The 25,967-nt window shown below is 53.2% G+C and carries 18 protein-coding genes and 6 pseudogenes; 10 read left to right on the forward strand and 14 right to left on the reverse strand.

From position 1 onward, the window contains the following. Positions 1–230: reverse transcriptase domain-containing protein (locus K787_RS25850; RefSeq protein WP_040640990.1), on the forward strand; the 230-nt coding region annotated here is incomplete at its 5' end. 337 nt (positions 231–567) lie between these two features. Here the strand turns inward: K787_RS25850 and K787_RS25070 are convergent. From K787_RS25070 to K787_RS0112495, 9 genes and pseudogenes are all read right to left on the reverse strand, one after another. Then, positions 568–672 (reverse strand): annotated as a pseudogene (locus K787_RS25070) (IS5/IS1182 family transposase); the annotation flags it as partial. Positions 673–768: 96 nt separating this feature from the next. Then, positions 769–2,310, reverse strand: a complete 1,542-nt coding sequence (locus tag K787_RS0112460; RefSeq protein ID WP_022963139.1) for a methyl-accepting chemotaxis protein — start codon at positions 2,308–2,310, stop codon at positions 769–771. Positions 2,311–2,445: 135 nt separating this feature from the next. Continuing rightward, a complete protein-coding gene (locus K787_RS0112465) occupies positions 2,446–3,138 on the reverse strand; it encodes an OmpW/AlkL family protein (RefSeq protein ID WP_022963140.1) in 693 nt (230 codons plus the stop codon). 103 nt (positions 3,139–3,241) lie between these two features. Further along, positions 3,242–4,882, reverse strand: a complete 1,641-nt coding sequence (locus K787_RS0112470) for a long-chain-fatty-acid--CoA ligase (RefSeq protein ID WP_022963141.1) — start codon at positions 4,880–4,882, stop codon at positions 3,242–3,244. Between the two features lie 84 nt (positions 4,883–4,966). Then, a complete protein-coding gene (locus K787_RS0112475) occupies positions 4,967–6,625 on the reverse strand; it encodes a GMC family oxidoreductase (protein ID WP_022963142.1) in 1,659 nt (552 codons plus the stop codon). A 38-nt stretch (positions 6,626–6,663) separates the two neighbouring features. After that, entirely contained in the window at positions 6,664–8,115 is a 1,452-nt protein-coding gene (locus K787_RS0112480) for an aldehyde dehydrogenase family protein (RefSeq protein ID WP_022963143.1), read from the reverse strand. 41 nt (positions 8,116–8,156) lie between these two features. Beyond that, positions 8,157–8,684: a rubredoxin gene (locus K787_RS25855; protein ID WP_022963144.1), complete on the reverse strand. Its 528-nt coding sequence runs from the start codon at positions 8,682–8,684 to the stop codon at positions 8,157–8,159. Between the two features lie 50 nt (positions 8,685–8,734). Further along, positions 8,735–9,130, reverse strand: coding sequence for a rubredoxin (locus K787_RS25860; protein ID WP_028614894.1), 396 nt, complete (start codon positions 9,128–9,130; stop codon positions 8,735–8,737). A 282-nt stretch (positions 9,131–9,412) separates the two neighbouring features. Then, a complete protein-coding gene (locus K787_RS0112495) occupies positions 9,413–10,621 on the reverse strand; it encodes an alkane 1-monooxygenase (RefSeq protein ID WP_022963145.1) in 1,209 nt (402 codons plus the stop codon). A gap of 396 nt (positions 10,622–11,017) precedes the next feature. On the opposite strand from K787_RS0112495, the pseudogene K787_RS25560 reads away from it, so the two are divergent. Next, positions 11,018–11,461 (forward strand): annotated as a pseudogene (locus tag K787_RS25560) (transposase); the annotation flags it as partial. 7 nt (positions 11,462–11,468) lie between these two features. On the opposite strand, the pseudogene K787_RS24745 reads toward K787_RS25560, so the two are convergent. Continuing rightward, a pseudogene (locus K787_RS24745) lies at positions 11,469–11,639 on the reverse strand (IS1595 family transposase); the annotation flags it as partial. Between K787_RS24745 and K787_RS24750 the strand changes: the two are divergent. Further along, positions 11,636–12,082 (forward strand): annotated as a pseudogene (locus K787_RS24750) (IS630 family transposase); the annotation flags it as partial. The pseudogenes K787_RS24745 and K787_RS24750 sit on opposite strands and share 4 nt — an antisense overlap. Positions 12,083–12,374: 292 nt before the next feature. Here K787_RS24750 and K787_RS0112515 read toward each other — a convergent pair. The 3 genes from K787_RS0112515 to K787_RS0112525 form a co-directional block, all read right to left on the reverse strand. After that, positions 12,375–13,094 carry a hypothetical protein gene (locus K787_RS0112515; RefSeq protein ID WP_022963149.1) on the reverse strand — a complete coding sequence of 240 codons (720 nt, stop codon included), beginning with the start codon at positions 13,092–13,094 and terminating at the stop codon, positions 12,375–12,377. A 57-nt stretch (positions 13,095–13,151) separates the two neighbouring features. Continuing rightward, a complete protein-coding gene (locus tag K787_RS0112520; protein ID WP_028614895.1) occupies positions 13,152–13,760 on the reverse strand; it encodes a sll1863 family stress response protein in 609 nt (202 codons plus the stop codon). Between the two features lie 65 nt (positions 13,761–13,825). Next, positions 13,826–14,485: a CerR family C-terminal domain-containing protein gene (locus tag K787_RS0112525; RefSeq protein WP_022963151.1), complete on the reverse strand. Its 660-nt coding sequence runs from the start codon at positions 14,483–14,485 to the stop codon at positions 13,826–13,828. 99 nt (positions 14,486–14,584) lie between these two features. Between K787_RS0112525 and K787_RS0112530 the strand changes: the two genes are divergently transcribed. Continuing rightward, complete coding sequence (locus tag K787_RS0112530) at positions 14,585–14,797, forward strand: hypothetical protein (protein WP_152486837.1); 213 nt, start codon at positions 14,585–14,587, stop codon at positions 14,795–14,797. Here K787_RS0112530 and K787_RS0112535 read toward each other — a convergent pair. After that, positions 14,786–15,733 carry an IS481 family transposase gene (locus K787_RS0112535; RefSeq protein ID WP_022963153.1) on the reverse strand — a complete coding sequence of 316 codons (948 nt, stop codon included), beginning with the start codon at positions 15,731–15,733 and terminating at the stop codon, positions 14,786–14,788. The genes K787_RS0112530 and K787_RS0112535 overlap by 12 nt on opposite strands. A gap of 74 nt (positions 15,734–15,807) precedes the next feature. On the opposite strand from K787_RS0112535, the pseudogene K787_RS23020 reads away from it, so the two are divergent. From K787_RS23020 to K787_RS0112565, 6 genes and pseudogenes are all read left to right on the forward strand, one after another. After that, a pseudogene (locus K787_RS23020) lies at positions 15,808–16,716 on the forward strand (efflux RND transporter periplasmic adaptor subunit); the annotation flags it as partial. Then, positions 16,713–20,039, forward strand: a complete 3,327-nt coding sequence (locus K787_RS0112545; protein ID WP_022963155.1) for an efflux RND transporter permease subunit — start codon at positions 16,713–16,715, stop codon at positions 20,037–20,039. The pseudogene K787_RS23020 and the gene K787_RS0112545, both read left to right, overlap by 4 nt. Before the next feature lie 74 nt (positions 20,040–20,113). Continuing rightward, positions 20,114–21,114: pseudogene (locus K787_RS23025) on the forward strand (lipid A deacylase LpxR family protein). A gap of 172 nt (positions 21,115–21,286) precedes the next feature. Next, a complete protein-coding gene (locus tag K787_RS0112555) occupies positions 21,287–22,741 on the forward strand; it encodes an efflux transporter outer membrane subunit (protein ID WP_022963156.1) in 1,455 nt (484 codons plus the stop codon). Continuing rightward, the gene (locus tag K787_RS24755) at positions 22,737–23,051 is read left to right on the forward strand and encodes a transposase (protein WP_268870410.1); all 315 of its coding nucleotides are present in this window, start codon (positions 22,737–22,739) and stop codon (positions 23,049–23,051) included. Before K787_RS0112555 ends, K787_RS24755 begins: the two co-directional genes overlap by 5 nt. A gap of 441 nt (positions 23,052–23,492) precedes the next feature. Next, entirely contained in the window at positions 23,493–25,967 is a 2,475-nt protein-coding gene (locus K787_RS0112565) for a helix-turn-helix transcriptional regulator (protein WP_235801936.1), read from the forward strand.

The following is a 25,967-nucleotide window of genomic DNA, read 5'->3' on the forward strand; positions in this document are numbered from 1 at the left end:
TACTTACCGGATGCTTACTCCCCCTCGTTCCCTTTGAGCGATACGCTGATGATGTGGTTTGTCATTGTCAGTCCGAGCATGAAGGGGCGGTGTTACTTGAAGCCCTGCAAACACGGATGAAGGAGTGTCGACTGGAGCTACATCCGGAAAAGACCAAGCTCGTGTATTGCAAGGACAACAGGCGCAGGGAAGATCATCCATGCACCAGGTTTGATTTCTTACATACCTAAACCCAGAAATGCACATCCGTACCCTGAGGACCGCTTCGCGTCACATACCCGAGGCAGGAGCCGTATGCGGTAGTTCCGCACGTACGGATCTGTGCGGGGGGCGGCAGGTAACTACCGTCCCTACCGCGACCTAACACCTCTCGAATTTTACGCATAGATAAACGCTCCACGACGGCCTCTCTGCTTCGAAAAAGAAGTCGATGGTAGTGAATAATGAATCCTGCGTAGCTGCCTGCCTGGAAAGTGTCCGGATGGCCGTGGAATCGGTGTCCGAATGCGCGTGGAATGAGTGTCCGGATCAGCGTGGAATAGGTGTCCGAGTCAGCGTGGAATCCGCACCCTTCCACGGCACCACCCGATCCATCTCGATCAGGAACAACTCCTTGCGGGTCTGCTTGCGCTTACCGGCGTACTCAGCATCGGCAAAGGTCATCTGCTTCATCGGAAATCTCGGCGGGTGGAATCCGGGTATTTTGCCAAAATCAGGAAGCCTTTTTCAGAGTTTCCCTAGGCCAGCAATGGCCTGGGGGCTACCCGACTAATGTAACTTAAATACCTCTAACTCCCCCTCCAAATTACCAGCCAACTTAACTAAATATTTATTTAACTCGGAAATCCTCTCACTACCCAACTCAACTCCTGCCGCGATTTCTCTAATAACATTCGCATTATTTAGCATATCTTCAACAGCTGCGCTCTGCTCTTCTGAAGCAGTTGCAACTTGTGTAATCTGCAACATGACTTGGGATACTGAATTTACAATATCCTCAATTGATCTACTAGCTTCGCCAGCTGCAATAACGCTATTTTTTGACACAAAGACACAGTCGCCCATGACATCAAGAGCAACACATATACTTTTATTTAAAGAAGCAATCATCGCCTGAATTTCATACGTAGAATTATTTGTACGTTGAGCTAAGCTTCGAACTTCATCAGCAACAACAGCAAATCCTTTCCCGGCCTCGCCTGCATGCGCGGCCTCAATTGCGGCATTCAAAGCCAGCAGATTTGTTTGATCGGTGATTTGATCAATAATTTCAATAATTGTACCTATTTTTGAAATATCAGTTTCAATGCATTTAATAGCCACGTATGAATCATTAACCCGTTGTGACAAAGCATTTATAGATGATACGGCTGTGTCAATAGCTTTTTGACCATGAACCGCCAACTGCCGCCCCTCAGATGATATTACTTCAGACTTACTTGCCGCATTTGAAGTTTCAGTTATAGCGAAAGAAATCTGTGATAGCGCACTGACAAATTCATCAATTTTACCTGCCTGATCACATATATCACTTGACGTGCTTTGTGAAATACTTAAAGCCTCGACTGCTGAGTTAAGCAGATCACCTTGTACGTGTTTTGTCGATTCAATCAAGGCACACACCCCAGCAGCCATCGCCATGATTGATGACTGCATTTTACCCACTTCATCATTACTCGGTATAGTGCGGTATGTAAGATCACCTTTTGACATACCATCCATCACATTAACTATCTCATCTATTGAATCGCGAGTCTTTTTCATAAGAAGAAAAATAATAACAAAGAAGAGACAATTAATTGCCACAATAAAAAAATACACATAACCTTTAACACGCTTGGAAATATCAGCAAGCTCCACCCCAAAGCGATCAGAGTTAGTGTGCGACCAACTGACAAGCCGCTTCATTTCCTCAACATGCTCAGAATTTAATCCATCTTTCGAAATGCTATTTGCATACCTCACGAGCTGCCCAAGCTTTATTTCTGAAGCATCAGATAGCTCAAGAATCAATCCCTTCCCCAATAATCTTAAAAGAGCTTTATCGCCATCCCACAAACTGTTTACAGACGTAGTTTGTCTACGCGCCCTCTGCACCTGCTCTACTATAAAATTTACATTTATATTTATTTCTTTTTTCTGCAGTTCATAGTGTACATTGCTCAAGGCAACAACATGCTCCCTTTCATAATAAGAAAACTCTGTCAACTTATGCATTAAGCGCATCCCGAACAGCGCAACAAAAAAAGAAAATCCTGCCATAATAAGAATCAAAAAAAATCGACAGCGCAGCGAACAGTTGATATTCATACCACCCCTTAGCACCATGAATGGAATATTATATCTCAACCAATATTGAAATATATTTATTCTTAGGCAAGATATAAAACAGCACTCTTTCTACAATCTAGAAGAGCGCTGTTAAACGAGCGAAATTATAATACCTCAGAACTTATATGATGCTCCAAGACTCAGAATGAAAGGATCAATCTCAATCTTGGTAGAAACAGGTGCAGCCCCAAGTGTACCAGAAATATCTGTTTTGAAAGGAATATAGCGCACATCTGAATTTAACATCCATGAGTTACCAAAATCATATCTAAGGCCGACCTGAGCAGCAGGCGCCCATTTATCTTTGATATCAAATGAAGTCAAGGCACCATCAGTTTTGTCGAAGAAAAACACTCGACCGACACCTAGTCCGACATATGGATAAAGTCGCTCAAAATTATCAAAATGATACTGAAGTGACAAAATTGCAGGGCCATAATCAACTTCACTGACTCTTCCCAGCGCAGAGATGGATTTTTCACCTTGAAACTTAGCTTTAGCTGGAATCCCGACGAAAAAATCCAGAGCTACATTGTTACTAATAAAATAGGAAATATCAAAAGTAACTGTTGTATCATTACCGATGCTTACAGCAGCATTGGGTACAGTAGCCCCACCTACATTTAGGGAGCCTAGCGTCTCGTCTACATAAACTTTAGACATATTAAAGCTAGCAACCCAGTCGCCCTGATTGTAGCCAGCAGTTTCAGTCGAATAGATTTCACCTGACCACGCACTGGCCCCACCCAACACAAAACTAGTTGCTAATATCGACATAGCGAGTTTTTTTACAATAGTCGGATTCATTATACTTCCATTTTTTGTTATATAAGTGAATTCATAAACAAGTTACTACCTTTCACAGAGGCTGATTTTCGAAAAAAATTAGCCAAAGTCCGTACCAAAAGCGTTACTCAAGTGCCGAAGAATCATTACACGAAAGAATATCAGCATATTTCTCACGCAAACGATTCTTCAGAATCTTACCAGCCCCATTGCGCGGCAGTTCATCAATAAATATAGCGGCGTCTGGAATTTGCCACTTAGCCACCTTACCTTCGAAATAACTAAGCAATTCATCATCCGTTAGCACTGAATTAGGGGCTCTGACTGCAACAAGAAGAGGCCGCTCATCCCATTTTTTGTGCTTTACAGCTATGACTGCAGCATCAACTATCGCGGGATGCGCAATCGCAACACCTTCTAGCTCTACCGTACTAATCCATTCACCACCAGACTTTATAATATCCTTTGCGCGATCACAAATTGTCATAAAGCCATCCTGATCAATAGTGGCCACATCCCCAGTTGAAAACCATCCATTCGAGAGTGTTGTACCAATATTGCTACGAAAATAATCTTTAATAACCCAATGCCCTCGAACCATAAGATTGCCTTTGGTAACACCATCTTCAGATAGTGTGACACCCTCATCATCAACTATCTTTAGTTCGACACCATAAGGTGGACGTCCCTGGCTTTGGCGCAGTGCAAGTTTTTCATCCCATGGCAAATTCACTTGATGCCCGAGTGGCGTGTTTGCCGTACCAAATGGCGAAAGCTCAGTCATACCCCAAGCATGAATAACTTCGACACCATATAGATCGTTAAATTCTTTAATAATAGAAGGAGGGCAGGCCGAGCCTCCTACAACAGTTCGCGTAAGGCTTTCTGCTTTCGAACCACTTTCCGCTAGAGAGGCTAACAACCCCTGCCAAATAACCGGCACTCCAAGAGCAATACTGACACATTCCTGATCAATTAGCTTCGCTAAGCTAGCGCCATCAAGTGCCGGGCCAGGAAGAACTAATTTTGCACCAACCATTGCAGCGGAGTATGGAATCCCCCACGCATTTACATGAAACATCGGAACAACTGGCAAAATTGTATCTCGCGCAGACAAATTGAGCGTATCAGGCATTGCAGTCGTCATTGAATGTAAAACTGTCGAGCGGTGTGAATAAAGTACGCCCTTAGGATTACCCGTAGTACCCGAAGTATAGCAGAGACTAGAAGCCTCTTTTTCATCTACATCGGGCCACACATAGTCATCATCACCTTGTCCAATCAAATCTTCGTAGACAAGTAATCCTGGAATCTTGGCGGATGCCTTTAAATTTGCACATCCCATCAAGACAAAGGCTTTGGCTGTTGTTAATAGCCCATCTAGCCCAGCAATTATCGGCAAGAATGTCTCGTCAAAAAATACTACCTTATCCTCCGCATGATTTATCACATAGGCAATCTGCTCTATGAAAAGCCTAGGATTTATCGTATGACATACCATCCCTGCACCTGAGACACCGAAGTAAATCTCAAGATGGCGGACATTATTCCACGCAATGGTTGCACAATGATCACTTTGCGTGAGCCCCATCTTGCCTAGCGCAGAAGCAAGCTTACGGGCACGCAGCGCCACTCCTGACCAATAAGTTCTTGTTACTTCACCAGAGGTTTCAACAGAAACCACCTCTGTATTACCATGGTATCGTGCAGCATGATCAATAAGTGAACTTATGATCAACGGCTGACGCATCATCTGACCAATCATAGCGCTGCTCCATATCGACAACTAAATTCAATTGAATCAGTAAATTTAGTCAAAAATTAGTTTTCTATTACGTGCAAACTAATTCTACAGTAGCTCTGGCTCTAAATTTTGGCGAGCAAAACCAATACTTGCATCTAATGATGTCATATCAACTTTTCGCATAATTATTTCCGCGGCATTTTCAGCAATCATAATAGTCGGAGCGTTTGTATTCCCTGCGACTAAATTCGGCATAATTGATGCATCAACGACTCTAATGTTTCTTAAACCGCGCACCTGCAAGCATGGATCAACGACTGACGCTGGATCTTTACCCATTCTACAAGTACCTACCGGATGATAAATCGTCTCAGCTCGACTACGAATATCTGCAACTATTTCATCATCGCTAGTAACAGCAGGGCCAGGAACTATTTCCCGTTTAAAATGCTTAGCCATGGATGGGGCATCAAAGATAGCGCGACCGATCTTTATACCAGCAATCATAGTCTTAATATCTTCAGGATCACTAAGGTAGTTGGGGTCAATCAGTGGATCATCCATAGGATTAGCACTTTTAAGTCCAATCCTACCTCGGCTTTTAGGTAAAAGATCACATATGTGTAGCGTATATCCATAACCAACGGCTATTTTACGACCATGATCTTTTAAATAGGTTGGCAAAAAATGGAACTGCAAATTAGGCCGATCACGCTCAGGGGAGCTTTTCACAAAACCACCTGACTCAGCCACATTGCTCGTCAGAAAACCCTTGCGCTTAAAAATATAGGAAAACAAACCCACAAGACCACGAGGGATGAAAGAAAATGCCACACCTATCGGCGCTCTAGAATTTGCGGCGCACATTAAAGTAATATCTAAATGGTCTTGAAGATTTTTTCCAACTTCAGGAAGGTCGTGCACTAGAGCAATTCCATGCTCCTTAAGCTCGGCTGCCGCCCCAACTCCAGAAAGCATTAGAAGTTGAGGTGTGTTAACCGCACCAAGAGAAAGAATCACTTCACCACTATCTGTAGTCTTAACTTGCTGATGCATATTTTTTTGAATATAAGACACCCCTACTGCCTTACGATCTTCGAAAAGTACTTTTGTAGCATGCGCTTCAGTAATTATATCTAGATTAGGTCGATCAATCACATCATGTAAGAATGCACGAGCTGAGCTCCAGCGCTGTCCATGCTTTTGTGTTACTTGATAAAATCCTACTCCCTCTTGGTGCGCACCGTTAAAATCACCGTTGAAGCTAATTTTAGCCTCCATACCGGCCTGAACGAATGATTTGCTAAGCGGGTTGAGATCCTTTAAATCACTAACGGCCAGTTCTCCGTCCGTCCCATGATAGTTTGACTTATCAAAGCGCTGGTTGTGCTCAAGTTTTTTGAATAACGCGAAAGCACGCTTCCATCCCCAATATTCCCCCCCCGCTTGCTCCCAAGCCTGGTAATCCTCCTCATGCCCCCGGATATACACCATCGCATTGATCGAACTTGATCCACCTAGCGTCTTCCCTCGGGGCCAAAATAGACTACGTTCATTGAGGTGTTGTTGTGGTGCAGTTTGAAATGCCCAGTTGAGTTTTTTACTATTTGAAAGTAAAGCAATACCTAGCGGCATATGAATTAGCGGATTTGTATCTCGCGGCCCGGCCTCAAGTAAGCAAACTCGTTTCGACGGGTCGGCTGAAAGGCGATTAGCAAGAACACACCCAGCGGATCCAGCACCAACAATTATATAATCATACATTTTTTGTTATCCTAAAAGATAAATATTGCAATAACACTTCAGCTCAAATACCTTACCGTCATGCTAATTAATCGCTTCACCTTTCCAGTGTAAGGGGGGAACAACAAATGTGTAATTGAGAACCTATCCAGCAGAATGGGCTTCTCGTGAGAAAACGCCTGGAAACCGTAAAACCCATGAGCACTACCAATACCGCTATTATTAACTCCGCCAAATGGAAGATTGGGATGCAAAAATTGGACAACGCTTAAATTTATCCCAACTGACCCAGAACTTGTGCGACCCACAATATCCTGAGCAAACTCTTTGTCTTCAGAGAAAATATAAAGCGCTAGAGGCTTGGCGTTATCGTTTATCTGCTTAATCACATGATCTATATCATCGTATTCAATAATCGGCAGTAATGGGCCAAATATTTCTTCACGCGAAATGTCCATCTCAGGCGTGACTTTGGATATTATAGTTGGCGCTACAAATCTATCCAATGCATCAATCTCGCCCCCTTGTAAAATTTTCGCGCCTTTTGATTTTGCGTCACCTATGAGCTCATAAAGTCTATTAAGGTGCTGATCATTTACAATTCTGCAATAGTCCGGCGATTTCTTCTGCGCCTCAAAATCCTTCCCATAAACCCGCGTCACTTCTTCCATTATGATTTTATGAAAATCATGGGCTATGCTTCTATGCACAAATACATGGTCAGGTGCAATGCACGTCTGTCCATTATTCGAAAATTTGCCCCATACGATGTTACGCGCAGCTTTTTTTAAATTTGCTGTCGGACCAATAATGGTTGGGGATTTTCCGCCTAGCTCCAACGTAACCGAAGCGAGTGTTTTCGCCGCTGCTTCCATTACTAATTTTCCAACTCGTGGACTCCCTGTGAAGAAGATATGGTCAAATGGTAGAGTCAACAGCTCTTGGGAAACAGCGGCGTCGCCCTCCACCACAGTGACTAGATCAACGGAAAAAGCCTCCCGAATGATAGAGCCGATCAATGAAGCAGTGTGCGGTGTCAACTCAGATGGCTTTATAATAACGCTATTACCTGCCGCCAGCGCAGAAACAAGTGGGCCAAAACTAAGGTTGAAGGGATAGTTCCAAGGCGCAATGATTAAACAAACCCCCTTTGGCTCGAAACTAAGCCTTGCTTTGGTGCCAAGTACACTGAGTGCTGCCTTCACTCTTCGTGGCATCATCCAGGTTTTTAGGTTCCGTTTTGCGTGACTGATTTCTTGCAATACCGGAAATATTTCTGTCAGCTTTACCTCACTCGCCGGTTTACGGAAGTCTGCCGCAAGTGCAGCGATAATTTCTGACTCACGACGCTGAATTATTTCTTTCAGTATATTAAGGGCCGCAATACGCTCTGCTAAACTAAATTTTCCACGGCGAGCGCTACTTGCTTTTTTTTGCGCATTAAAGATGTCAATGACTGAATGGCTTTCAGTGCTTGAGTTGGACTCAGCTAGCCTAGTGTGCATAGTCATTTTTATTATTTTCCTGTATTATTCTGAATGACTTAATATTTTTAGCCTAACTTTTCCTGATAGAGTACATAGTCTTCTTTAGTGGCCCCACAATCCGGACAGCACCAGTCATTAGGGATATCCTCAAAGCGAGTACCTGGAGCAAAGCCCTCGACCTCGTCACCCAACGCCTCGTCATATATATGGCCGCAAGTAATACAAATCCATTTAAGGAATGCTGCTCCGCTCTGCGGATTAGTTACCCGCGGCTTATGCCCGTTCAGATGCTGTCCTTCAGTTGCAACGTCAAGCGCTATCTCTGCACTCATCGTCGTATTTGATATTTCAGTGTTTACATCCGAGCTGCTCACTTTTGCCGAAATTGAAAGAGTGTTGTTTGAACTGATATTTTTCTCACCTGTACTTCCCTCAATCAATACGAAATCTAGCTTGTCTCGAACGGCACAGTCGGGACAACACCAATCCTCAGGAATGACGATCCAAGGAGTATTTGGGGCAAACCCTTCATGTTCTTCCCCCTTACTTTCATCATAAACATATTGACAATCTGGACACTGATACCTAGCCATATTCATTACCGTGTTAATGAGTTGCGTACTCTACAGTACGTTAACGCTCGTTATTTTTTTATCTTCTTTACGGAAGACCTACGCACAGCTTGTGATTGACTTCGTCGCTCAACTTTATTACCAGGCGTATTTTCACGCTCATCAGTTATACTGATTTTTTCCGCTGTAAACTCTAGCCCTGCACTCAATATTGAAGGCTCGGATAACGTGTCTTCGATAATATTATTATCTTGCTTAATGACGGGATCGTTTTGCTTTAATTGTGTGATTTCGCACCGTGGATCCGCGAGCATCTTAAAGTCAATTTTGTCTCGAACAGCGCAGTCAGGGCAGGCCCACTCTTCAGGGATTTCACCCCAATTAGTATTAGGCTGAAAACCTTCGTGCGGCTCCCCCTTGCATTCATCATAGATATACTGACAATCTGGACACTGGTACTTCGCCATTACCCCTTCTCCTTTTAGACCGGTGCTCGCAGCCCTTGAGGCTACCGCTTATTTACTGAGCAAGTCTAACTATGAAATTTATTATTATGGACGTCTGCCGATAGATCCATAGAAATGAATCTATCGGAAGAGCTCAATTATATAAATAACTTGCAGAATGCAACAGTTAATCAATCGTCAGACTTCTAGTGCATAAGACTCATTACAACTTAACTTGTTTACGCACGACGAACTCAAACAGATATATTAAAAATCCACCGTTATTTCTGCATGCTCACACCACTATGGTGCTACCGCGGTTGCGCCCCGTTTATCATCCGCACCAACATTATGAGCAAACTTTTTTATGTATTCTGCACGCATTGAATCTTCAATTTGAATCTTGCTCAGGTCGCCATTAGCCCAATTTACCACCTTAGGGTCCATCACCGATCTAAACCATTGAGGAATCATTGCCATCAAAAATGCACCGGGGTAGCCAGTCGGAAGTGCGGGAAGGCCGGGGAAATCACGTAATGACTGGTAAGAGCGAGTTGGGTGCGCGTGGTGATCAGAGTGCCGTTGAAGGTGAAACAGAACCAGATTTGACACGATGTGGTTACTGTTCCACGAGTGATGTGGCTTTTGATGTTCATATCGTCCATCGGCCATTTTTTCACGCAGCAAACCGTAGTGTTCAATGTAGTTCGCGCTTGTTAACTGCCACCACCCGAAAGCCATCTGAATTGGAAGGAATACCAGCATCTTCGGACCAAAGAAGGCAAGCAGGAGGGTGTAGAGAACAACTGTGATGACCATTGGCTGGAGGATCTCATTATCGAAACTCCAAACGCTTTGCCCGCGGCGCGAAAGGCGTTGTTCCTCAAGCCCCCAAGCACGACGAAACGCTCCAGGAATCTCACGGGTTGAGAATTTATATATATTTTCTCCCATACGTGAGGTCGCAGGGTCCATCGGTGTAGCAACATCACGGTGATGGCCTTTATTATGCTCAATAAAGAAGTGGCCGTACCCGACAACCGCCAGCACAATTTTCGCCATCCAACGATCAAAGGCTTCTTTTTTGTGACCCAGTTCGTGACCTGTATTAAGCGCTAGGCCATTCACGATGCCCAGTGACAAGGCAAGTGCGCCGATTTCGAACCAAGACATTGACTGAGTCCCTACCCACCATGCAGACACGATTAGTGCTGCGTAATGCATTGGAACTGTTAGATACGTTAAAACTCGGTAGTAACGTTCTTTCTCCAGTTTCTCCACTACTTCCTCAGGCGGATTATTAAAGTCCTCACCAAACATCGCGTCAAGCAATGGAAGAACCCCGTACCACACAGCTAGAACTAAACCATAAAAGATACCCCAGCCAGTCTCATTGGCCAGCCAGATTCCGATCATCGGAGTAGCCGGCCAAAAAGTTGAAAGTATCCAAAAATATTTCTTTTTATCCACGTATTCTGGAGCAGAATCCAGAACGCTGTTTTTGCCATTCATTTTGTTGTTCTCCTATTGTCCAATAAGTCTCTGCGAGCACCACACAACCTAATTCCTGTCCCAACAGGGAAAATCAGGCCATCTACTCTCACATCTGACATGGTAAAACTGCACTCACCTTAGACCTGCTTCAACTACTCCTTGGTGTAGTTATCTGAATAACATTAGCCATCTCGGCGACGAGATCCGCAGTCAATGTCATCCCTCCAGGCCAAGGCGAGCCAGTGTCCTGGCCTTGAATTAGGCTATGTACCCATTAACTGTTGCAAGGCCTAGACTGAAGACGTGTGCTCATCAAGGAGTGCCGTTATGGATGCCCAATCCTTTCAACATTTACTGGCTCGGCTTGATCGCCTGACGGTCAAACAGAAGTCCATCGTTCAGCATGCTCTCCAAATCAGCGTGCCGAGAGATGACCTTGTAGAGGCCATTCCTGACCTGAAATCCTGCCCTCACTGTGCCGCAGATGCCACGCAGTTGGCCTCATGGGGTCGCAGTGGTGGCTTGCAGCGCTATCGCTGCAAGGCCTGTCGCCGCACGTGCAACGCATTGACCTGTACACCCCTGGCGCGTTTGTGAAAAAAGGACTGCTGGCTGGATTATGCCCAGGCACTTATTGCTGGGTTGACCGTGAGGGCGGCGGCCAAGCACTGCAGCGTCAGCAAGAACACCGCCTTTCGCTGGCGTCATCGCTTTTTGCGCGATTATGGGCTGACGGACATCGTTGCCGAACGCTTTGATGCCGGCGTCCGCCTTGGTGAGGATGTCGATAAGGACATGATCGCGCTACGCATTTCGCCAGACATTCCGATGGCCATCGTCGGCTCATCGTCCTATTTCGATAAGGCTATGTCTGAGTTAACTGTTGCACGCCCGTATACCCCAGCGACTCTCCCAAGAAAATCAATGGGTTGAGCTGCGCTTTGTAGCGTTCAAGTAGGCGCCGCCAGCCCAGATAGTTCGTTAGGTACTTGGTGGCCACACCATGAAAAGGAATCATCCAGCTCTTGAGCCAGCTGGTTATGCATGGGAACTCTGCCGCAAAACCTTGGGCAACGTGCCCGAATTCTGTTGCTGCTGGCCAGCGGTCTCACGCCCAAGCAGGTGAGTGATCGGTTGGAAGTTTCGTCGCCACTCGTATTCAAATGGCGCAAGCGTTATCAGGAAGCTGGCCTCGATGGGCTGAGCGATCTCCCGCGTAGCGGACATCCACGCACGCTCGACGAGGCGAAGATTAAGGAAATCCTCACCCTGACGACCCAGCGTGTACCGCGTGAGGCGACTCACTGGAGCCTGCGCCTGATGGCCAAATACGTGGGCGTTACCGTCTGGCAAGTCGCCCAGGTGTGGGCCGCTGCCGATCTCAAGCCCCACCGGCTGAAGACCTTCAAGATCAGCAACGACCCACACTTTGCTGACAAAGTGGTCGATGTGGTTGGGCTGTACCTGAGCTCGACTGATCCGCTCGGGTGGACAGCTTGGCAGAGGCTCCCCCGATGCGGCTTCCGCAAGTGGAGCGGTGTCTGGTCAATATCCGGTCAATGCAGCCTCGGGGGGGGGGGGCACAGCCAGCCTGAGTCTGGCGACAAAGCAAGCGTCAGTAGGTCACTGATGCCCGGAACTCCGGTCTGCAAGCTCCTGCCTTTCGTCAGTACCGGAAGGACCGGCTGGGCGACAAGCCAAAGCGGCGCCAGCCCCCATGCGAGAGGCCGGCGCGAGCTCCATGCGGCAGTACTGCCGCATGGTCACATCATCACTTCTTGGCCGCCTCTGCGATCGACTCGCGAATCGAGGAATAGGTTTGAGCGAAATTCTGCTGTGCTTCGGCATAGCTCTGCTTTGCGTTTTCCCAGGCCTGTGTGGAAGCGTCCCGCAGTCGTGCGGCGCGGGCTTTCTCCTCTTCGACTCTGACCTTGAGTGCCTCGATGCGCACCTCGATAGCGACGCGCTGCTCGGCAGAGAGCCGAGCAGCATCGGCACTGAGTCCATCGATGGCTTCCTGCCATACCTTCTGGCGCGCATCGAATTCGGCCTGCAGGACTGCCCTGCGGGTGGCAACGTCGGCCTGCACGGTATCGAGATAACGGTCTTTGGTGCCCTGCAACGCCGTCCAGGAATCGTCAAGCGACTGCCTGGCCTGCGCCAGCTCCTGCTCACTGCGGATCTTGGCCTGGGCGGCAGCCGCCTCGGCCTCGGCCCGGTAGACGTCGCGCTTGCCCTTCAGCTCCTGCAGTGCAACCTCAACCTCGGCCCGAGTATTGCCCTTGCGCTTGGCGAGATTCTGCTCAAACACGGCGATGGCGGCGTCCAGTTCGGTCAGGCGTGTCTGTGACCATTCGATGGATTGCCTGGCGAGCGATGGTTCGCTGGCTTGGGCTGCCTGGGTAGATTCTGATGACTGCTGTGCCTGCGCAAGCGCAAGGCCTGCCTGCAACAGCACGGCCAATGCCACGGTGGATAGACGGGGTTTCATGCTCAAGCTCCTTACCAAATCAAATTAGATTCATGCGAAGAGGAAGCTCTCCCTCGCTCAGAGCGACTTAGAGAGCGCGTCGCGGATCTTCTGGATCGTGCGGGAATGCACCTGCTTGGCTTCCTCAAGCCCGCTCTTGACGGCTTCCCAGGACGCGTCGCCGGCATCCTTGACTTCACCAATCCTGGTCTGGAACTTCTCGGCTTCGTCCGACACGCGCTTAATGGCGGCATCGAGTTCGGCGCGGGCCTTTTCCACGGCATCCGCAGTCTGGCCACGCAGTTCCTGAAGCGAGGCCTCCCACGCACTGCGCTGGGCCTTAACACGGGCGAGTACGATACCCCGCGCCGTCTGGGCATGTTCACCAACGGTGGACGTGAACGAATGGAACGCGGCTTCCACCTCGACCCATTCTGCTTCCAGTGCGTCCTGAACAGCCTTGACGCCCTGCTTGGTGGCACCGGTCTCGGCGCGGAGCTTGTCGTAATGAGCCTGGAGCTTGCCTCGTGCCTCACGAAGGCGAGCCAGTGCGTCGTCGGCTTCCCGGCGGATGTCGCCATTCACTTCGCCCAGGGACTTCTCGGCCGCAGCGATACCCGCGTCCAGTTCGTCCAGGCGCTGCTTGGCCCATGCAATGGTTTCGTGGATATGGGTTTGAGTGTTCATAACGTCAATACCTTTCTTGGGTGGGTAAAAAGCCGGAGCGCCAGCGCCATCTTGTGAACACAGTGTCATGTGGCGGGCCTGACGGGGAGAAAGCTGCTGCGGCAGAGGTCGCTGATCATCTTTTCGAGCTGAGCGGTGCCATCGTCCTGCAGGTTCTCCCAGTCCATGCCGCGGACCATGACGCCGCGCAGGAACCTGAAACTGAAAATGGCCGTCACGACCGCATTGATCCGCAGCCGGGCCGCAGCGATGCCGAGATCGCCAGACGAGATGGCCGTCACAGCCTCTACGAGACGCTGCAGCATGGGCTCGATCGCCTGCTTGTGGATCAGGGAGAACGCCTCGTCGTTCTCGTAGGCACAGCGCGCGACGAATGACGTCCATGAGTGCGGTTCTGCGTTGCTCAGAATGATGTGCAGAAGATGAAGGAGTGCCTTCTCGAATGCCTGGGATTCGCTTCCGGAAGCCGGTGCATCGAGAATGTGGATGACCTCCCCGAAACGCTCGCGGGCGTACTCGGCAATCATCTGGGCGGCTGCCATGTAGAGCTCGCTCTTGCCCCCGAAGTGGTAAGGGATGGCTGAAAGCGGCGTCTTCGCCACCTGCGTGATGGCCCGAGTGCTAGCCCCTTCGTAGCCCACCGCGCCGATCACATCGATGGCAGCCTCGATGAGCTGCGCTCGCGTCTTGGCGCTACGGACTTCATGCCCGCTTGGTGCTGTCATGCACGTCTTCCTCGTTTAACGTATTTAAATTATAGTTCGTTCGAACGAATAATCAAATAAAGGCTTTCGGATCGAAGCCCTCCTTGGGAACCATGCGATATGACTCCACTCGTCCCAATGCTGCTCCATAAACTGGCGGTACTCATTACAGCGCTCACGCTCGCCGCCTGTGGCGGTGCAGAGCACGTCGCACAGGTGGAGCCACCGTCGGTGGCGCTGCCCGTGGTCACCGCCAGCAAAGCCGAGGTGGCCCTCGGTGACCTGGCCAGCGGCACGGTCGTGGCCGACGAGCGGGTACAGCTAGCTGTGTAAACCCAGCACGTTGTTCAGTGGAAGCACAGCACGACTGATCGGCGGTTTGTAGTCGAGGCTGGCATGCGGCCTGTGCCAGTTGTAGTGATGCAGCCAGCCTGGTAGATGCGCGGCTCTCTGCTCGGAGCTGTCATAACTCCGGGCGTAGGCCCACTCACGCAGGGTCGTCTGGATGAAGCGCTCGGCCTTGCCGTTGGTCCGCGGTGTATAGGGCCTGGTGCGGATGTGCCGCAATCCAAGTCGGGTGCATAAGCGCTGGAACGCCCGGGAACGGTAGCAGGCTCCGTTGTCCGTCATGACCCGCCGGAAGCCGATGCTCAGGCCGCGGTAGTAGCGCAGGGCCTGCAACAAGGCCTGGCAGGCGCTGCTGCCGCGCTCGTCCGGGTGCAGGCTGATGAAGGCCAGCCGGGACGCATCGTCGATGGCCACATGTACGAACTCCCAGCCGGCACCGTCGGAGCACTGCTGACGGTCGCCGGTAACCCGGTGTCCGGGCTTCCAGAAGCGGCCAAGCTTCTTGATGTCCAGGTGCAAGAGATCGCCGGGATTGGCGTATTCGTAGCGCACCACCACAGGAGCCGGTTCCAGCTCGGCCAAGCGGTGCAAACCAGCCTGCTTGAGACGGCGGGCGACGGTGCTGACGGCGAGGCTGAGCATCTGGGCAATCTGCCGGTAGGTCTTGCGCGAGCGGCGTAGCTCGATTAGTTGTTCGATCATGACGGTTGCCGTGGCATGCGGACATGAGAACGGGCGCGAGGAGCGATCCATCAAGCCGGCTTCGCCCTCTTCACGAAAGCGCCTGAGCCACTTGTAGGCGGTGCGGACACTGACTCCGGCGGCTTGCGCCGCGTCCTCGACCCGCAGGCCGTTGAGCATGCGCTGGACCAGAAAGGCTCGACCGCGAGGGGTAAGACGGGCATGTTTATGCAGGTTCATCCGGGGCTCCTGGAATGCTTGGTGGGTCGCACTTCCAGTTTTCCGGGTAAGCCCCGGATGAACAACCTACTGAGAGATCACAGCTAGCTGCCCGCACGGCCGGCACAGTACGGGCCCCCGGGCTGCATGAAGGCCAGCCAGTAAGGGCCGGCCAGGTTCTGGTGACGATCGATGCGCAACAGGCCGAGGGCGCCGTGCAGCAGGCGCGCGCGGCGTTGCATGCTGCACAGGCACAACAGCGCCAGGCCGATACCGATGTCGCTCGCAACGAACCGCTGGCGCGTGCCGGCGGGGTTTCCCGAACGGATCTTGAGCAGGATCAGTTGCGCGCCCAGGTCGCGGCGGCTGCTGTCGAGCAGGCACGCGCTGCGATGGCGATCGCCGAAGCCAACCGGCGCGACCAGCGCGTGACCAGCCCGATCGATGGTGCCATCATCACGCGCCACGTGCGCGACGGCGACATCGTGCAGCCGGGCGTATTGCTGCTGACCGTGGAGGGGCGCGACCAGTTGCTGTTCCGCTTCTCTGCGCCACAGGCCAGCCTGCATGCCTTCGCTTCCGGCGCCACAGTGCCGGTGCTGATCGACGAGCGTGAGGATCAGCCTGTCACGGGCACGGTGCGCGCCATCGTGCCGTCGGCCGATCCGGCAACCCGGCGCTACACGGTCGAGATCAGCCTGCCTCCGGACAGCGCGCTGCTGGCCGGCATGTTCGGTCGCGTGCGCCTGCCTGCCAATAGCGCGCACAGCGCAACGGCGGTGACGATCCCCGCCGCGGCGCTCACCGAACAAGGCGGGCTGACCGGCGTATTCGTGGTCGGCAAAGACGAACGGCTGGCGTTTCGCTGGCTGCGCCTGACCGAGCGGTTCGGAGACCAGGTGCTGGTCACCAGCGGACTGGCCGCGGGCGAACAAGTGCTGGCTCGGATCGATCCATCGGTCCGCGACGGCGCCCACCTGGTGCCAGTGGTGCCCGCTCAATGAGCGGGTCATCCCTGAACCTCGCCGGCCGGCTCGCGCGCAGCTTCATCACGTCCAAGCTGACCATCGTGTTCGTGCTCGGCGCACTGGCCCTCGGCGCTCTGGCCGTGCTCTTGAATCCTCGCGAGGAGAACCCGCAGATCGTCGTACCCGGTGCCGTGGTGGTCGTCGCACTGCCGGGTGCCACCGCTGAGGAAGTGGATCGGCTGGTGGTTTCGCCACTGCAAGGCATCCTCAGCGAGATGACCGGCGTCGACCACAGCTACGGCAACGCTAGTCCGGGCCTGGGCACTGTGCAGGTGCAGTTCAAAGTCGGCGAGCCGCCGGAGGATTCGCTGGTCAAGCTTTACAACCGGGTGATTACCAGCCGCGCTCGCCTGCCGATGGATGCGGGCGTTCCGCTGATCCAGGCCGTGGATGCCGATGATGTGCCCATCGTCACCGTCACATTGGCATCCGACGCCTACGACGACCACGGCCTCAAGCGCCTGGCTGACGCGGTGGCCGAGCGCTTGCGTAGCACGCCCGGCGCAGCCGGGGTTACGGTGTACGGCGGTCGCGACCGCGAGATCGGCGTGGCGTTCGATCCAGTGCGGATGCAGGCCTTCGCGATTTCGCTGGCGACCGCACAGGCGGCGCTTACGGCGGCCAATTCCGCACTGACGCTGAACGGACCGGTCTCCGGCAGCGAGACACACGAACTGCGCTTTGCCGGTGACCTGGACTCGGCCAGGGCAATCCGCAACTTGGTCGTCAGTGTGCACGACGGGCAGCCGATCAAGCTCGGCGACGTCGCCACCGTCACCGACGGCTCAAATGAGGAGATCACGCAACTCAGCCGGTTTGCCTTCGGCCCAGGCGATGCGCGCGCCGAAGAAGCCATCGGCGAAATGCCGGCGGTGACCATCGCCGTGGCCAAGAAGAAAGGCGAAAGCGCCGTCGCAGTCGCGCGCGCAGTGAAAGACCGGGTGCAGCGCATGCAGGCCAGCTTCATTCCGCAGGCGGTGCACGTAGTGGTGACGCGCGACGACGGTCAGAAGGCCGAGGATGCCGTCAATGGCCTGATGGAACACATCATAATCGCACTGGTCACGGTCAGCTTTGTGATGCTGCTGTTCCTTGGCTGGCGCGAGGCGCTGATCGTCTCGGTGACGGTGCCGGTCATCTTCTCGATCACGCTGGCCGTCGACCTGCTTGGCGGCGTGACCATCAACCGCATCACGCTGTTTGCTCTGATCCTGGCGCTTGGTCTGCTGGTCGATGCCGCGATCGTGGTGATCGAGAACATCCACCGCCACTACCACCACGCCCGAACGCCCGGCTCGAAGGAAGAAGTTACCGTCCTTGCGACCAACGAGATTGGCAGCGCCACCAACCTGGCCACCTTCGCCATCATGCTGGTGTTCCTCTCATTGTTGCTCATATCCGGCATGGCCGGAGACTATTTTTATCCGCTGGCCTTCAACGTGCCGGTGGCGATGCTGGCGTCGATCATGGTGGCCTACATCATCACGCCGTGGGCAGCCAACCGCTGGCTCAAGCGGCCCCAACCTGCCGGCACGGCCGTGGCTGGCAATGAGCAAGGTGATGACCACCACGAGTCCAGGCCGGACTGGCTACAACGTACCTATCTGAAGTATTTCATCCCGCTGCAAGAGCGCCCGCGAGTGCGCCGCTGGCTGGCGATCGGCATTGCGGTAGCGATGGGGCTGTCGCTGGCCCAGGGCGGCTGGCAGTTCGTGCGACCGGCCGGCATTGGCGGGCCGGTGCCCTATCTGGGCGTGGCACTGGGCTTTCTGCCCAAGGATAACCAGAACACCTTCAGCATCGTGCTTCAGGCCGCGCAGGCCAGCCCGGTGGAGGAAACCGACCGACTGGCGCGAGAAATCGGCCGGGTACTGGCCCGGCTTCCCCAGGTGACGAACTACCAGAGCTGGGTCGGCCGAACCGGGGTAACAGACTTTAACGGCCTGATTCAGGGCACCTCCTTGCTGACCGGTGAGGACATTGCCGAGATCCGCGTCAACCTGACCGACAAGCACAACCGCTCCGAGAGCTCCACTGACATCGTCCACGCATTGCGCCCAGACATCGAGGCGATCCGCGCCCGTCATCCCGGCGCGCGCATTCGCCTGGTCGAGGACCCTCCCGGTCCGCCGGTGCGCGCCACGGTGCTGGCGGAGCTCTACGGCACCGATCTGGAGGTGTTGCGGCAACTCTCGCGTCAGGTCGAGGCTGAATTTGTCCAGACCTATGACATGGTGGACATCAGCAACAGCGAGTCGACCGATATGCCGCAGTGGCGGCTGGTGCCCGACCGCGAGAAGGCCGCGCTGTCGGGCGTCTCGACCGCGCAGATCGCCGAGGTGCTGGACATTGCCTACGGCGGCCGAGTGGTCGGCCGCGCGCACCTGGACGGCGAACGCAATCCGGTGTCCATCCGCGCCTACGTACCACGCGCCGCACAGCCCGATCCGGCACGGCTTGAAGGGCTGTACGTGCCTAATGCCGAAGGCCGGCAGATTCCACTGGCTGAAATAGTGCGGCGCGTGCCCGCCGAGGCCGATCGGCCGATCCTGCGAAAGGACAACGAACCGGTCATCTTCATCGGCGGTCAATTGGCGCGCAGCGTGCCCACCTATGCCGTGCTCGATCTGACGCAGCGACTGTCAGGGATGCGCGCACCTGACGGGCAGCCGCTCGCGATCGGCAATCTCGGTCTGCGCGAGACTGTGCCCGACACCATCGACGGCTACCAGTTGCTGTGGGACGGCGAGATGCGGCTGACGCTGAACATCTACCGCGACATGCTCGCCGCCCTCGGCTCGGCGCTGGCGGCGATCTACGTGCTGCTGGTGGCCTACTACCGTTCCTTCCTGATCCCACTGATCGCGATGGCCGCGGTGCCGCTTGGAGCGATCGGCATCCTGCCCGGGCACTGGCTGCTGGGCACGGATTTTTCAGCCACCTCAATAGTCGGTCTCATCGCGCTTTCGGGCGTGGCGGTGCGCAACTCGCTGCTGATCATCGACTTCATCCAAGACAACATCAAGCAGGGCATGGCGCTGGCAGAAGCCGTGCGTCAGGCCGGTGCGGTGCGGCTGCGGCCCATCCTGCTGACCATGCTGGCCATCATTCTCGGCTCAGCCATCATGGTGCCCGACCCTATGTTCGGCGGGCTGGCGATCTCGCTGATCTTCGGCACGCTGGCCTCCACGGTGCTTACCGTCTTCGTTGTGCCCACCCTCTATTACCTCGACGCGTTACGCCGTGAAGGGCTTACGCCGCAAGCAGGCTTGGCCGTCGATAAGGAGAATACCCAATGAATCATGCAGTTTTCCGTCGGACTGCCTGGCTGGGGGCAACGCTGTGCGCTGACGCGCTGTTGGCGACCGAAGCCATGGCGTCGGAATGCCAGTCGGTGCTGGATCAGATCAGCCGGCCGACTGTGAGTCTGCGCGTGGACAACGACCTGTTCGGCGGCAGATCCCAGGATCAGGGTTATACCAACGGCCTGCTGGTGACGCTGGTGTCGCCCAACCTGCTCGATTACCTGGACGACCCCTTCCTGCCAACAGCCGCCAGGTGGATCAACCGTGGCCTGACATGGCTGCAGGTCGACGACTTCGACCAGATCAACATGATTGCCAGCTTCGGGCAAGGCCTGTTCACCCCGGAAGGTCACGGACCTTCGGAGCTGACTCCAGACGATCGCCCGTACGCTGCGGTGTTGTTGTTCAGTGTGGGCTACAACGCCCGCAAGGGCGATCACCTGACAACCAACCAGTTGCGGCTGGGCATGGTGGGACCCTCCGCACGCGGCAATGAGGTACAGAGCAGCGTGCACAAGGTGATCGGCAGCCCTCACTTCAATGGCTGGGATCACCAGTTGCGTGATGAGCCCGTGTTCCAGCTCCTGCATGAGCGCATGCGCCGCCACGATCTGCCGCCGGTGCCTTTCGCACGTGGTAGCGGTCTGTCGCAGGACATGATCATTCACTGGGGCGGCGCGCTGGGCAACTTCGGCACCCATGCCAACTTCGGCGCCGAGTGGCGTATCGGTTGGCGGCTGCCCGACGACTTCGGCAGTTCGCCACTGCGCCCGGCAGGAGAGAACACCGCACCGCCGGTCTCCGGCAACACGTACCGCGGCTGGGCCGGACATTTCTTCGTCGCCGCCGACGTCCGTTGGGTGCTCTACGACCTCACGCTCGAGGCAACACCTGGAAGAACAGCCATAGCGTCGACAAGCGCTCCTCCGTGGCCGACGTCGGCCAGGGCATCGCGGTGACCCGTGGCGACTGGAAGTTTGCGTTCGCGCACCACCTACGCACGCGGGAGTTCCGCGAGCAGAAGGAGTTGCCCGTCTACGGCAGTTTCACCATCAACCGCAGGCTTTGATCTGCATGGGCTGCGCAGATCGTTATTGGTTGGTCATTCATAGCGTAAGGAATCTCTCATGCGGAGTACGGTAATTGGATCGGGCAGGCTCGGAGGGCCGGCCTTTGCCGCAAAGCACAGGGCTGAAGTTTTCCCCCTCCTGAAGCGTGCCGTGTGGCATCTGGGATGCGTGATGGCGGCAATGGCCGTCGCGGGCTGCGCGCCCACCCTGAACATCCGCGCAGTGCCCGAGGAGTTGCCGGTGGCCACCCACTGGCCTGCCAATGCCCTGCCTGCCGAGAGACAAGGCATCCGCCCTGTGGAGTCGCCATGGCGCGACTACGTAGTCGACGAGCAACTGCTCGCGCTGATCGAGAAGGCGCTCGCGAACAACCGCGACCTACGCCTGGCGCTGCTGCGTGTCGAGGAAGCGCGTGCCGCCCACGGTATCCAGCGGTCCGAGCAGTTCCCGATGATCGGTCTGACCGGCGTGGGGGCTCGCGCACGCGTGCCGGACGATCTGATTCTGACCGGAGAACCTGCCATCCATGAGGTGGCTGGCCTAGCGGTCGGCCTGACCAGTTGGGAACTCGACCTGTGGGGCCGGGTGCGTAGCCTCAATGAAGCCGCACTGCAGAACTACCTGGCGACCGACCATGCACAACGCGCCGTAAGGGCCAGCGTGATCACAGCCGTCGCGCAAGCCTACCTGAGCCAGCGCGACTACGATGAGCGCATCGCGCTGGCGAATCAGACCATTGCCAGCCGCGAGGAGTCCTACCGCATTTTCCGCCGCCGCAACGAGATGGGGTCGACCTCCGACCTGGAGCTGACCCAGGTCGAAACGTTGCTGATCCAGGCCCGCACGCTGGGCACGCAGCTTCAGCAGGCCCGTGCGGCGCAGGCCCATGCGCTGACCCAACTGGTGGGCGCGTCCATCGAGCAGCTAACCATCGCCGAGCCTGCGCTGCGCGACGAGGCCATCTTCGCCGCGCTGGATGCTGGCCTGCCCTCCGACCTGCTGACGGCCCGCCCCGACATCATCGCGGCCGAGCGCCAGCTCGCCGCCGCCAACGCCAACATCCGTGCGGCTCGGGCTGCCTTCTTCCCGCGCATTGCGCTGACAGGAAATTTCGGCACATTGAGCGCCGAACTCGCCGGTCTTTTCGAGTCCGGCAGCCGCACCTGGGTGTTCGCACCCACGATCTCCCTGCCGATCTTCGATGGCGGGCGACGCCGCGCTGCGCTGGACTTGGCCGAGGTGCGCAGCGACATCGCCGTGGCCAGCTACGAGAAGACCATTCAGAACGCCTTCCGCGAAGTGGCCGATGCGCTCTCCGCTCGCCAGGCGCTGGCGCAGTTGGTCGAGCAACTGCGCCAGGCCCTTGATGTGCAGGACCGGCGCGCCCGGCTGGCGCAGTTGCGCTATGACAGCGGTGCCGCCGCCTATCTTGAAGTCCTGGACGCGCAGCGCAACCAGCTGGAGGCACAGCAACAATTCGTTCAGGTGCGCCGACAGCTGCTGGCCAGCCAGGTGGCCCTGTATGCCGCGCTCGGCGGTGGCACCGGTTTCGACCGTACTGTCGAGAGTACTGCCGGCAGTCCGTCGAATCCCTCCCTGACCACCAGGCTCCCACATCAAGATTAAGGTCGCGCAATGGCACAAATGTCTTTCCTCAAGCCCCCCGTCTCATCGCATTCATCGTCGTACTCGCCGCAGCACCTATAAGAAACTGGGTAAGCGTAGCGCTCTATACAAAGCCAAGCGCAAGATCGAGAAAGCAAAGGCAAAGGTCGAACACCCATTCAGAGTGATCAAGCGCCAGTTCGGTTATGTGAAGACGTGCTTCCGTGGCCTGGCGAAGAACACGGCACAACTGGTGACACTGTTCGCGCTGTCGAACCTGTGGATGGCGCGCAGACATTTACTGACGAATGCAGGAGAGGTGCGCCTGTAATGCGGGAAATGGCTGCGGCGAGCACCTCGTGGCAGCTAAAAACACATAAATAAGCAGGTCGGTGATCTGATCGTTTTTGATTGATTTGCCGCTTTCAAAATCAGCGGAGGTTGAAGTCAGCCAAAAAAGCATGGCTACTTCAGGGGATCCCTAAGAGGCAGCATTTTTCACCACCGATCATATCGACTACACTTAAGTGTAGTTTAAATATTTACCACCGTAACCTATGGTGAAAATCTCCAGGCAGCTGGCGCTGAGAATAGCATAATGAAAATAAAAATAAATAATGATTTTTCGGTAGCCAAGATCGGGCTGGATCGAATCACGACCCTAGTAAGTGCCAAAGTCTATAACTGCATATATCGGCCCAGATTGAGTATCGCGGATGGAACTGCGTCCAGAGTATACCTTTACAGAGCCCCGCCTGGATATGGAAAAACCGTGGCTCTTGCGTTCGAGTGGCTACGCCACAGAACAACCGGACGTCCAGCAGTGTGGATTTCTTTAAGAGCCAGTTCTTACAGTGAATTTGATATCTGCGCAGAGATTATTGAGCAGCTTGATGCTTTCGAACTGGTAAAATTCAGCCATGCGAGGGAGGGTGTGAGCAAGCCTACGCTCTTGCGAGACCTTGCATCCAGTCTTTGGCAGAGTACCTCGAGTAACGAGATAGAAACGCTAATTTGTTTGGATAATATTAATCAGGGTTTGGGCTTGCCGTTGTTGCACGCGCTTATGGAGTTCATGTTAGAAACACCAAAAAGTATCAGGTTTGCAGTCGCAGGTAATACAATAAAAGGGTTCTCGCGGCTTAAACTTGCAGGCGCTATGCAGGAGCACACCGAGAAAGATTTGGCCTTTAGCGCAGACGAGGCAGTGGCGTTAGCGGAGGCAGAGGCTGTTCTTGGAGTTTCTGAGGTACAGATAGAGGCCTTGGTGCAAGAAGTGGAGGGGTGGCCTGCTCTTATAGGGTTTTTGTTAAAATGTGAGTTGCCGGCCAAGTCTATTTCAACAGTAGTTGAAATAGATAATTACTTTAATGATGAAATATTTGAGGCGCTTCCCGAGCGGTATCGTGTTTTTCTTGTAAATTCTTCATTGCTCGATGTCGTGACGCCTGATGGCTACAATTATGTATTCAAATGCGTCAATGCGGCCTCATGTATTAAATATCTGAGCACGAATTACATGTTGCTTCGCCATGTAGAAAGTGAGCCGGCGCAGTTTACACTACATCCAGTATTGCGTGATTTTCTTCAAGGAATTACTTGGGCTGAAAATCCTGCTAAAAGATCCTACTTGCTTAAGCGCGCTGCTTTCTGGCATTGGCGTAGAGGCGAATACCAGTACGCAATACGAATAGCCCTACGGGCGAATGACTGTCGCTGGGCTGTCGGCATGAGTGAGGGAATAATTTTAGATTTGTCATTTCGTCAGGGCGAAATAGATACGCTGAGACACTGGCTGTCGGAGCTGCCAGTGAAGGACTTGCACAAGAACCCCATAGTACTTATTAGTTACGCGTGGGTATTGTATTTCAGTCAGCAAAGCGCGCGAGCAGAGAAGTTACTTAAAGACCTAATTACCCCACCCGATAAAAAAAACGAATGGCAAGAAAAAGGATGGCCGCAGCTTGTGTTTGCAATAGGTAAAGCAACGAATGATGAAATGATTTTGAGTGAGGAGCTCTGTAATAAGTGGATTAGTTTATTTGGGGATTCAAACGCAGTTGGAAAAGGGGCCGCGCTAACCTGCTTGGCTTTTATTTTTGCCAGTGAGTATAGATTTGCAGAGTTAGAGAAGGTGCTGACTCAGGCCCAAGCCGTGAATAAATTTGCAAAACAAGATTTTGCTTTCGGTTGGCTGTATGTCGCCAAGCTTCAACAAGCGCTAGCAAGCGGGAAAATGAGCTGGGCCAGGCAGCTTATAACTCAAGCACGCACAGACAGTGGCGCGCAGATTATGGAGACCGCGTTTACTTCGAAAATGCTGGACGCTCTAGAGCTTGAGTCAAATTATGAATTGTGCCGCTTGGACACCTCAGAAGAAAAGTTCTCCGAAATTTTAGAGTTTATTGCCAATCACGGGGTGACAGACGTGTTTTTTTCCGTATGCCGTGTTGTGTCAGCTTGGCGGCTTGGAAGGAATGACCTGAATGGTTCCATTGAGATTTTGGAGTGGGCGAAGGCACATGCGGCTGAAAAAAATCTACCAAGATTGGAAGTTATGAGCCAAATTGAGATCTATCAACGCTTGCTCTTTCAAGGCGTAACGTACATAAATAAGTTACAAGCTTTTGAAGATCACAAGATTTTCTTCGGACCGCACTCAGCCCCCCTAAAGGCACGCCTGCTGCTTGTTCAATCACTCGCGTTTTCCCGAGATCAGAACTTTCATCTTGCCGCGCACAGAGCGCTATTGGCTATTCAGCAAGCCCGTAAAATTAGTGCAGGCCAATTGGAAGTCCGTGGCTTATTGTATTTAGCCGGAGCGCAAGCAGGTGGCGGCACATTAAAGAAGGCCCAGCATAACATTGCTTATGCATTGGAGATGGCAAAACAGCTTCAATGCTTTCAAACAGTGCTGGATGAAATACATTTGATTAAGAGGATAATACCGACTTCATGTGAAGTCTTCGCAGCAGTTAATTTAGATCAAGCGATTGGAGCTTTTAGTCTGCCGCAAATGGTGGAGATTAGAAAATCCGCAGAAAATAAAGCTGGTGATTTTTTGACACTGAAGCAGGTCAGTGTCTTGAAACTTGTAAAAGAGGGGTGCTCAAACAAACAAATAGCAACAAAGATGTATGTCACCGAAGATGCTATAAAGTGGCATATGAGGAAAATATTTGCCATCCTTAATGTAAAGAGTCGCACGCAAGCAATAATTGAAGCCGAACGCCAGGGTGTTATCTGA

This window comes from Halopseudomonas pelagia CL-AP6 (genome assembly GCF_000410875.1).
In the GTDB taxonomy this organism is placed as follows: domain Bacteria; phylum Pseudomonadota; class Gammaproteobacteria; order Pseudomonadales; family Pseudomonadaceae; genus Halopseudomonas; species Halopseudomonas pelagia.